Source organism: uncultured Campylobacter sp. (assembly GCF_938030685.1).
Taxonomy (GTDB): domain Bacteria; phylum Campylobacterota; class Campylobacteria; order Campylobacterales; family Campylobacteraceae; genus Campylobacter_B.
In genome coordinates this window covers 1-9,034 of sequence record NZ_CALHHX010000211.1, presented here as the reverse complement: position 1 = coordinate 9,034, position 9,034 = coordinate 1, and the positions used below count along the sequence as shown (strand labels likewise).

The following is a 9,034-nucleotide window of genomic DNA, read 5'->3' as shown; positions in this document are numbered from 1 at the left end:
CAAGCTTCCGCGGCCCAGGGCTGCAGCGCGGCTGCGAAATTTTAGCCGAAGTAAAGGAAAAGTTCGGCTATAAAATTTTAACCGACATCCACGAAAGCTACCAGGCAGAGCCCGTCGCGCGCGTCGCCGACGTGCTGCAAATACCTGCGTTTTTGTGCCGCCAAACCGACCTACTCGTCGCCGCAGCCAGCACGCAAGCGGTAGTAAATATCAAAAAGGGTCAGTTTTTATCGCCACAGGCGATGAAACACAGCGTCGAAAAGGTGCTGCAAACCCGCAGCGCACGGGCTTATACTCCGCAAAGCGGTGCGGCATCTAGCGATACAAAGGCCGCTCAAAACAGCGCCTGCTACGACGATGCCGAAATTTGCGGCGCGCAAAGCGGCGCTCAAAGTAATACAGATAGCGGATCTTCGGTGCTAGGCGTGCAAAATTCTTGCGGCGCACGACCGGACGCACAAAATTCCGCCCATGCTTGCAATGCTTCGAGTACTGCAAATTCTGCTCCAAACGCCCCGCAGCCAAGCGGCGAAGGGATGCACGATCTGGCGCGCCGCCGCGGCGTTTGGCTCACCGAGCGCGGCAGTACCTTCGGCTACGGAAATTTGATCGTCGATATGCGCTCACTGCCGATTATGCGCGAGTTTGCGCCGGTCATTTTCGACGCGACGCACAGCGTGCAGATGCCTAGTATCGGCGCTACGAGCGGCGGCGACTCGCGCTTCGTGCCGTATCTCGCGCGAGCGGCGGCGGCCGTGGGCGTGGACGGCTTTTTTTACGAGACGCACCCTGATCCTGCTCACGCACTTTCGGATGGGCCGAATATGCTAAATTTACAGCAGCTTGAGCACGTCGTAGCGCAGACGCTCGCGATTCAAAAAGCACTCGGATTTTAGAGCGGACGGCTATAAAATTTCAAATTAGGCTAGCGAGCTTAAAATTTTTCGCACGCCAGCCGATTTTTGCACTTTGCGCTAACAAATTTTATATTCCACAAGGATGTGCTTCAAGCGCAGCGAGTTTGCATATCGCACGCTAAAATTTCAAACGTATCGCGCGGCTATAAAATTTAGCGTATTTGTAAAATTTTAAACTCCACGCGCGCTTAACCAAACTTCGAGGGCTTTGATAAAATTTACGCGGCATGCGCCTATCGCCCAGCGCGAGCAGGACAATTTTGCGCCGCTAAATTTACAATTCTAAAAGCCTAGCGCGCAGAATTTAGCCATAAATTTTGCACAAAATTTCGCAGCCGACAAAGTAAAAATTTAATGTAAATTTGCGCCCAAATTCCGATCGTCCAATCCGCCATTACATGAGCCGTCGTCGCATAAAATTTAAGTCAAGATTAATGGGGCGGGGATATAATTCAAGCCTAAAATTCTTTTAAAGGATATTTATGGGTTACGTAGAGTCTAACCTTCTAAATGGCGAAAATGTGATTGCCAAAGCCAAAATTCACTGGGCGGTTTTTATCTCCGCTATCGTCATATTGATTCCCGCGATAGTTGGAATCATAAATAAAGACGATAGACTTTCGTTCATATGCTTTGGCGGTTTTATAGCGGCGCTAATTCACGGGTTTATTGTTTTAAAGACAAACGAGCTTGCTATCACAAATCAGCGTATAATCGGCAAAAAGGGTCTTATTAGTCGCGAAACGGTCGAGCTAAAATATGAAAAAATCGAAAGCATATCCGTAATGCAGAGTATTTTGGGGAGAATTTTAAAATTCGGCACCATAGTGGTGCGAGGTACCGGCGGCACGGCGGTTAGCTTCCAATTTATCGCCAATCCCGTAGCGTTTAAAAACAGGGCGATGGAAAAGATCGGCTAGGCTCCGTCTTGTGTTTAAATTTAAGTAGATTATAAAATTTACGTTGCAAATTTTATCTATGCCGCGCCGGCTTTTAAAATTCCAAGCGATCTGTGCTTGCACCGCCGCCGGTATTTTATCTAAAATTTTGTTTTTGTCGCTATAATGCGATCTCTTGACCTTTTCGTCTAGTGGCTCAGGACGTTGCATTCTCAGTGCGAAAACGCGTGGTTCAAATCCCGCAAGGGTCGCCATTATGGACTTATACAAGCCCATTATTTTAAACGATAAATTTATCTATGATTTTATCATGGGCTTTCATACAGCCCGTCAGATTTTAAATAATAGATTTTATCTGCGATTTTATCGATGAAGCTTTTATCGTGCGAGACGATGATTTCGCTTACGTCAAGCCCCGCCAAAATCCCCGCCACGCGCTCCTGCATCACCTCATCAAGCGCCGTCGTAGGCTCGTCCAGTAGCAGTATCCTAGGCTCGCATACCAGCGCGCCCGCAAGCGCCACTAGCTTTTTCTCGCCGCCGCTTAGATGAAAGGGCACCCGCTCGCACAGATGTTCGATTCCCAAGCGTCGCAGCGTCTCCAACGCCTTGCGCTCGATCTGCTCTTCACCTAAAATTTCAAGCTTTTTTAGATGGTCGTTTTCGCTGCCCTGCCTTAAAATTTGCGCCTTACGACCAAAAAATTTAGAAAAAATTCCACGCCTTTGCTCCACATTTCGTGCTCGTTTTAACCGCTCATTTTGCGCACGCAGGCTAAATGCGACGTCCTCAAACACGCTCGCGCACAAAAATTGATCGTCGCTGTTTTGAAACAAAAACCCGATCTCGTGGCGAAATTTTATAAAATCCTCCACACACTCAAGCTTCTCGCCGAAAAGCTCGATCTCGCCCTCGCCCCATTGCCTTAGGCCGCCTAAAATTTGAAGCAAGCTCGTCTTGCCCTGCCCGTTCGCGCCCAAGATCGCTACTTTTTCCTTATGCCCTACACTCAAATTTACGCCGCGAAAAATTTCTCGCTCACCGTTTTTAGCGCTTAAACCTAGCGCCTTAAGCGAACAACTCATAAGATCGCTCCGATTTTAACAGATACGCACGCCAGCAAGAACGCCAAAAACGAGGTCTCCAAGACGCTCAAGCCCTCGCGACGCTCGTAAAATAGCCTACCGCAAAACCCTCGCGCGCTCATCACCATGCTTAAATTCCTTGCTTGCTCAAGTGCCGAAATCGCTAAAATCCCGATCAAATTCGCATAAATTTTATAAGTGAAAATTCCGCTCGTCCCTACAAATCCGCGCATGCGCAAAAGTGCTTGCAGTCTCGCCAGATCCGAGCGTAAAAAATTTACGAATCGCCCGCAGCAATACACCAAAGAGCTTAGCTTTTCGCCGAGCCCGAGCCCGTAAAATCCGCGTGCGAAAAAATATTCGTCCTTGCCGTAAAATAGCAAAATCGCAAACGCCATTATCAAATTAGCGCGCAAAAATATCACGCCCGCAAGCTCGTAGTTGCCGACTATGGCGGGGCTTAACGCGCTTAAAATCGCAAAGATATTTAATACCGCAAGCCTTGTGCAGACCGCGCGCGCAATCGAAATTTTAAGCGCAAAAAGAAGTAGCGGCGGGGCAAAAAACGCCGCATAAAGCTGCCCGCTAAGTCCGACGCCGAAGCTGAAGATAAAAAACGCGAGCAGTGATACGGCGGGGCTCATTTGCGCGCTCTTTTCGCTAGCCACATTAAGCCAAAAAAGCCGAAAATCAAGGCCAAACAAAGCGCGATTTTAGGCGCCTCGGCGGACTGGCTTTGAAATGCCATGCTCCTAATATCGCCCTTAGGACTTTCTTTCGGCAAGATGCTTTGCGAGGCTGAATTTTCTAAAGGCTCGGAAGTGCTTGAAATTTTATTTTCAGGCGTACTAGCTTTCGGCGCGATATTTTCGGGTGCGCTGCCTTTGGACGCGGATTTTTTAGCGGCGTTCAAATTTTGCGGCATAGGATTTTCAGAAACGTCAGAATTTTGTGGCGTGGAATTTTCAGGATCACCGGAATTCTGCGGCGCAAAGTTATCGGCGCTAAATTCCATCTGCGCGCCGTGTCCTGCACCTCCATAAATTTGAATAGTAAAATTTTTAGCGGGTATTCGTATGCTCGCAAGTCCCTCTTTATCGGTCCTAGTGCGCAAAATTTCGCGCCCGTCCGCACTGATTAAAACTTCGCACTCCATGCAGGGAGAATTTTTATAAAAATAGCTATAAATCGCCACTCTATCGCCCTCTTGCGTCGCGAAAAGATGAAGCGCATGCGAAAATGCAAAAGAGATCAAAACCGTTAAGAAAAATAGTGCTCTCATCGCCTCTGTCCGCCGTAAAATTTCGCAATAAAGCTAAGCGCAAAAAGAGTGATGATCCCCTCCAAAACAGCCAGGATCGCACCTTCGAGCGAGATGAGCGTCGCGATAGCAAAAAACTCCCGTCCGCTGATGAAAAGCACGAGATCAAGAAGCAGCATCGAGCAGACGATCGGCACGAAACCCGCCAAAAATAGATAAATTTTTTGCGTGCGCGCTTTTAGCTCTTGCGCTTTTGCGGCGGCGGCAAAGAGCCCGCCCAAAACCGCTGGAAAGCCGATGACTGCGGTATTTACGCCGAGCACGCTAAGCCCCCCGAAGCCGAAAAACACCCCTTGCAAAAACAGCGCGACGAAAATCGCCAAGATCGCGCGCGAGCCCAAAAACGCGCCCACGAGCCCGCTTAGCATCAGGTGCATGGAGCTGACACCCACGGGCAGGTGCACGAAAGAGGCGACGAAAAATAGCGCGCTAAAACATGCGATCCTAGGGATCTCAGACTGCTTTACGCGCCATAAAATCGCCGCTACCGCAGGCGCCGTAACCGCCCAGCCGGCAAGCAGCACGGGTGCGCTCAAAACTCCTTCGCTAATGTGCACGGCTCGCCTCCTTTAAATCGCTCCAGTTTTTTAGACGCGCAAAAACGCGGGAGCTAGTTAAATTTAAGGCATTTGCGACCTTTGTGATAATCGCTTTGATTGCTATGGATCTTGCCTTTACAGCTTTAGTCACGACAGAATTTTCGGCTGTAAAACTCGCAGCTTGCGTCCTATCTGCGGTGGCTGTCAGCGCAAGACTCGGAGCGGTATCGGAGTTGCTTGCGGAACCAGTAAATTTGATAAATTTTACGGCTCGCTTATCGCAAGAATTTTCGCTCGCTACTTTTGTAAGAGCGACAAGCGGATTTTGCGACGCAAAATTTGAGGTTCCGAGCGATCTTGGTGCGACGCTCGCGCGGTAAAACAGAGCTTGCGAAATTTTAAAAGTCGGGGTTTTTAAAATTTCAAAAAACGAAATTTTGCGCGCGGGTATTTTACGCTCATAAATCCACGGATATGAAATTTTACGGCTCGAAGCTCCTAAGAGTGGATTTCTACAGAGCAAAATTTTACGCAGCAGAGCTTCGTTACTTAAAATTTTACTCGGCGGAATTTTGCTCCGTAAAGTTTTAACCAAACCCCGAGACACAGACTGCGCGCGGGTGCGAAACGACAAAATTCTGCCCCGTAAAATTTTAACTGCAGAATTCGCTGGAAATTTTACATCACAAAGCAAAACATGCGAAAATAAAATTTCAAAGCTCCGCTCAAACGCAAATTTAAATTTATCCGCAGCCGCGCAAATTTCGCCCGAAAAAAGAGATATCACCGAGCCGCTCCCCTATTTTTTCAGCTCGTCCGCCTTGATCCAAAGCACGGCTCCCAGCTCATTTACGGGCTGCTCGCTTCCTTTGGCGGCTTCCTCCTCGCTAAGAGCCGCGAAGCCCCACCAGCCGGCAACCGGCATCACGAAGCTAAACTCGCCCGCGCCGTTGGTTTTAACGACCTGCGTGACATGCGCCTCGCTAGGGGCTTTGTAGCCTTTATCGTTATATAGCTCGATCTCCACATCCGCGCCTGGGACGGGCCTTCCGTGCAGTAAAAAAACTCCGCTAAATATCTCTCCCGCATACAGCGCATAAGGCCGCACTAGCGGTACGATCTCCGCCTCTAGCCCGAGCGGCTTATCCCAGCCTTCGCCCGCGCCGTAAGCATCGACGTAGGTTTTGGTGATATGGCGGATCATCTTGCGCTCAGCCGGCTCGGCATAGGGTTTGGGATCGAAATAAAACGCCAAAAGCGATGGCTTGTCAGCTTTAAATTCCGCCGCAAAATAGGAATTTTCGCCTTTTTTTTGCTCTTTTAAACCACTTAGGAGCGATTTTTTCTCTCCGTCAATAAAAACGCCGAATTCTGCGGGCTTTTGTAGATTCATAGACTCCTGTAAAAACGGATGGGAGAATTCCAAATTTAGCTTCACGATAGCGTCTTTTTGATCCTCTACGACATTTTTATCCGTTGTAAGAACGCCGAAATGCGCGAACGCAAGACTCGCCGCGAAAATTCCTAAAAAAGCAAATTTTGCTTTCATGTAATACCTTTCATAATAAAATATTACGGAATTGTATCACTTTTTTTCATCCGTATTGCTTAAATGTGGGTTTATTTTGAGTATTTAAAGCAAACTTTAGTTAAAATGTCGCAATTTAAATTACCAAAAAGAGGCAGAAAATGATAAATTTAAAACTTATCGAGACGAATTTCGATGAATTTAATAAAAAACTCATCGCCAAAAAAGTCCCGCCGCAAACCCTGCAAACGCTGCTAGATGCCTACAACGAGCTAAAATCTAAAAAGAGCGATCTTGAAAACCTCCAAGCCGTGCAAAATGTAAAGAGCAAGGAGCTTGGCCTCGCTGCGCGCGAGGGCAAGGACGTAGGCGCGCTAAAATCGCAGCTTGAGGAAAACAAGCAAAAGATCCAAAGCCTAAGCGAGCTCGTAAACGAGCGTGAGCAGAGCCTAGAAGCGATCGCTGCGTGCGTACCGAATATCATCGACGACGACGTGCCGATCGGTGCGGACGAGAACGAAAACGTCTGTATCAAAAAGGTGCTTGAGCCGCACACGTTCGACTTCGCGCCCAAGCAGCACTTCGAGCTCGGCGAGGCGCTGGGATGGCTTGATTTCGAGCGCGGCGTCAAACTCAGCGGCAGCCGCTTCACAGCGATCCGAGGTCTTGGCGCAAAGCTGAATATGGCTCTCATCAATTACATGATCGAATTTAATAACTCGCGCGGTTTCGAGCTCGTAAATATGCCGTTTTTGGTGCGCGATCAGATCCTCTACGGCACGGGCCAGCTGCCTAAATTTAAAGACGACCTCTACCGCGTTGACGACGAGGAGCAAAACCTCTACCTCATCCCTACGAGCGAGGTTACGGCGACGAATCTCTTTAACGATGAAATTTTACGCAGCGAGGAGCTGCCGATCAAGCTCACCAGCTACAGCCACTGCTTTCGCAAGGAGGCGGGCTCGGCGGGGCGCGATACGCGCGGCATGATCCGCCAGCACCAGTTCGAAAAGGTCGAACTCGTCGCTATCACGCGCCCCGAAGATAGCGCAAAGATGCTTGAGGAGATGATTTCGTGCGCGAGCGATCTGCTAGCTAGCCTAGGCCTTCCGCACAGGCATATGCTACTTTGCAGCGGCGATCTTGGCTTTAGCGCCGCAAAGACCGTGGATTTGGAGGTTTGGCTACCGGGGCAGAACCAATACCGAGAGATCAGCTCGATCAGCAACTGTCGCGATTTTCAGGCGCGCAGAGCCAAGATCCGCTTCAAAGACGGCAAGAAAAACAGCCTCGTTCACACGTTAAACGGCTCCTCGCTCGCGGTCGGCCGCACGCTGATTGCGGTGATGGAAAACTACCAGCGCAAGGACGGCAACATCGAAATTCCGCGCGTTTTAGAAAAATATATGTAGGCGGCCCGTGCGAAAGCTTTGGAAAAACCCAAATTCTAACGCCCGCTTCGCAGCCGCTGGGTCTTGCGCGGCGGAATTTAGTGGGAGCGGCGTTAAATTTTATCCTTACGGCGCAGAGCCTGGGGCGCACGATGCCGAGCTTCGCGGCTTTAAATTTCGCGACGAGAAATTTAGTGGCGCAAATTTTGCGACCTGCGGAACAGAATTTTTAGAGATAAACTTTCGTGACACGGAATTTTGCAAGCCGAAATTTAGGGCACGCAGCGTCAAATTTTACAAAGCCAGATTGCACGAGACGGGTTTTTTAGCTCGCACTGCGAAATTTTATGCGGCTAAATTTCACGGCGCGAAATTTAGCGAGATGAAGTTCCGGACGCCAAATTCAGAGCTTAAAATGAAATTTGGCGAAGTGAAATTTGGCGGGGTAAAATTCCGCGGCGGCGCGCTTTTTAAATTTATCGCCGCAAAAGGGCTGCGACGCAGTCCTAACCTTTGCGCCGCTGCGCCTTTTAAATTTACTGCGCTGCAAAACGCAGGATTTTTTGCAACAAAATTTGGCGAAGCGGAATTTTACAGCGTAAAATTTCATAAAGCAGGATCGCGCCGCGCAAAATTTTATGCCGCAGAATTTGCGGCGAAGGACGAGAAATTTTGCGGCATGAAACGGCGCGGAGCGGGCGCGTGAAGATCGCGCTTTTCGGCGGCAGTTTCGATCCGCCGCACGCAGGACACGACGCCGCGGTAAAGGCGATCTTATCAGCCCTAAAGCCCGATTTACTGATCATAATGCCGTCGTTTCTAAACCCGTTTAAAAAGAGCTTTTCGGCGCCTCCGCAGCTGCGGCTTAGATGGTGCCGCGCGCTGTGGAGCGACGCCCCGCACGTGGAGGTGAGTGATTATGAAATTTCGCAAAACGTGCCGGTACCCACGATACAAAGCGTGAAATTTCTGCTCGAAAAATACGGCGGAAACGGCAAAATCGCGACGGAGACGGCAGCCGCGGCAAGCGAAACCCGAAGCGCGGATAAAATTTCAAGCGCCGCCTCAAGCAGAGCGCCCGGCGCCGTCATGAGCGAAATTTCAAACTCCATCGGAGACGAAATTTTAAGCGCGAGCAAAATTCCGAATGCTGGGCGGAACGAAATTTCAAATGCAAGCGGAATTTCAAGCGCTACCTCAAGTGAAATTTCAAACGCCGTCACAGGCAAAATTTCAAACGACGACGCGAATGACGCAAATGACGCAAACGATGTGAATAACGCAAGCGGCGCAGACACCGCACCAAAGCTCTACATCGTCGTGGGGGCCGACAACCTATCGGAGCTTCATAAAT

Annotated in this window: 11 protein-coding genes and 1 tRNA gene; 6 read left to right on the top strand and 6 right to left on the bottom strand. The window is 49.5% G+C overall.

The window, feature by feature from the left end:
• Positions 1-20 precede the first annotated feature (20 nt).
• From Q0369_RS10195 to Q0369_RS10185, 3 genes are all read left to right on the top strand, one after another.
• Complete coding sequence (locus Q0369_RS10195; RefSeq protein ID WP_298099461.1) at positions 21-896, top strand: hypothetical protein; 876 nt, start codon at positions 21-23, stop codon at positions 894-896.
• A gap of 503 nt (positions 897-1,399) precedes the next feature.
• Complete coding sequence (locus tag Q0369_RS10190) at positions 1,400-1,837, top strand: PH domain-containing protein (RefSeq protein ID WP_298099458.1); 438 nt, start codon at positions 1,400-1,402, stop codon at positions 1,835-1,837.
• Positions 1,838-1,993: 156 nt separating this feature from the next.
• Positions 1,994-2,070: transfer RNA gene (locus Q0369_RS10185), tRNA-Glu, on the top strand.
• A gap of 54 nt (positions 2,071-2,124) precedes the next feature.
• Here the strand turns inward: Q0369_RS10185 and Q0369_RS10180 are convergent.
• From Q0369_RS10180 to Q0369_RS10155, 6 genes are read right to left on the bottom strand one after another with little or no spacing between them, the layout of a single operon-like run.
• Complete coding sequence (locus tag Q0369_RS10180; protein ID WP_298099455.1) at positions 2,125-2,901, bottom strand: energy-coupling factor ABC transporter ATP-binding protein; 777 nt, start codon at positions 2,899-2,901, stop codon at positions 2,125-2,127.
• Positions 2,898-3,545 (bottom strand): energy-coupling factor transporter transmembrane component T, encoded by a 648-nt coding sequence (locus Q0369_RS10175; RefSeq protein WP_298099452.1) that lies wholly within the window; start codon positions 3,543-3,545, stop codon positions 2,898-2,900. The genes Q0369_RS10180 and Q0369_RS10175 overlap by 4 nt, the downstream gene beginning before the upstream one ends.
• Positions 3,542-4,183: a hypothetical protein gene (locus Q0369_RS10170; RefSeq protein WP_298043978.1), complete on the bottom strand. Its 642-nt coding sequence runs from the start codon at positions 4,181-4,183 to the stop codon at positions 3,542-3,544. The genes Q0369_RS10175 and Q0369_RS10170 overlap by 4 nt, the downstream gene beginning before the upstream one ends.
• Positions 4,180-4,779 (bottom strand): cobalt transporter CbiM, encoded by a 600-nt coding sequence (gene cbiM, locus Q0369_RS10165; protein WP_298099449.1) that lies wholly within the window; start codon positions 4,777-4,779, stop codon positions 4,180-4,182. The genes Q0369_RS10170 and cbiM overlap by 4 nt, the downstream gene beginning before the upstream one ends.
• The gene (locus Q0369_RS10160; RefSeq protein WP_298099448.1) at positions 4,769-5,548 is read right to left on the bottom strand and encodes a hypothetical protein; all 780 of its coding nucleotides are present in this window, start codon (positions 5,546-5,548) and stop codon (positions 4,769-4,771) included. The genes cbiM and Q0369_RS10160 overlap by 11 nt, the downstream gene beginning before the upstream one ends.
• A 12-nt stretch (positions 5,549-5,560) precedes the next feature.
• On the bottom strand, positions 5,561-6,310 hold the full coding sequence (locus tag Q0369_RS10155; RefSeq protein WP_298099445.1) for a DUF4198 domain-containing protein: 750 nt from the start codon (positions 6,308-6,310) through the stop codon (positions 5,561-5,563).
• Between the two features lie 140 nt (positions 6,311-6,450).
• On the opposite strand from Q0369_RS10155, the gene serS reads away from it, so the two are divergent.
• The 3 genes from serS to Q0369_RS10140 all read left to right on the top strand — a co-directional run.
• Positions 6,451-7,701, top strand: a complete 1,251-nt coding sequence (gene serS, locus Q0369_RS10150; protein ID WP_298099442.1) for a serine--tRNA ligase — start codon at positions 6,451-6,453, stop codon at positions 7,699-7,701.
• 7 nt (positions 7,702-7,708) lie between these two features.
• The gene (locus tag Q0369_RS10145; RefSeq protein WP_298099439.1) at positions 7,709-8,386 is read left to right on the top strand and encodes a hypothetical protein; all 678 of its coding nucleotides are present in this window, start codon (positions 7,709-7,711) and stop codon (positions 8,384-8,386) included.
• The coding region (locus Q0369_RS10140; protein ID WP_298099436.1) for a nicotinate-nicotinamide nucleotide adenylyltransferase at positions 8,383-9,034 on the top strand (652 nt) is incomplete at its 3' end. The genes Q0369_RS10145 and Q0369_RS10140, both read left to right, overlap by 4 nt.

Excerpts from the sequence above, each read along its gene's own strand:
- serS (WP_298099442.1), top strand. The coding sequence starts at position 6,451 with ATGATAAATTTAAAACTTATCGAGACGAATTTCGATGAATTTAATAAA.
- Q0369_RS10180 (WP_298099455.1), bottom strand. The coding sequence starts at position 2,901 with ATGAGTTGTTCGCTTAAGGCGCTAGGTTTAAGCGCTAAAAACGGTGAG.
- Q0369_RS10155 (WP_298099445.1), bottom strand. The coding sequence starts at position 6,310 with ATGAAAGCAAAATTTGCTTTTTTAGGAATTTTCGCGGCGAGTCTTGCG.
- Q0369_RS10190 (WP_298099458.1), top strand. The coding sequence starts at position 1,400 with ATGGGTTACGTAGAGTCTAACCTTCTAAATGGCGAAAATGTGATTGCC.
- Q0369_RS10175 (WP_298099452.1), bottom strand. The coding sequence starts at position 3,545 with ATGAGCCCCGCCGTATCACTGCTCGCGTTTTTTATCTTCAGCTTCGGC.
- Q0369_RS10170 (WP_298043978.1), bottom strand. The coding sequence starts at position 4,183 with ATGAGAGCACTATTTTTCTTAACGGTTTTGATCTCTTTTGCATTTTCG.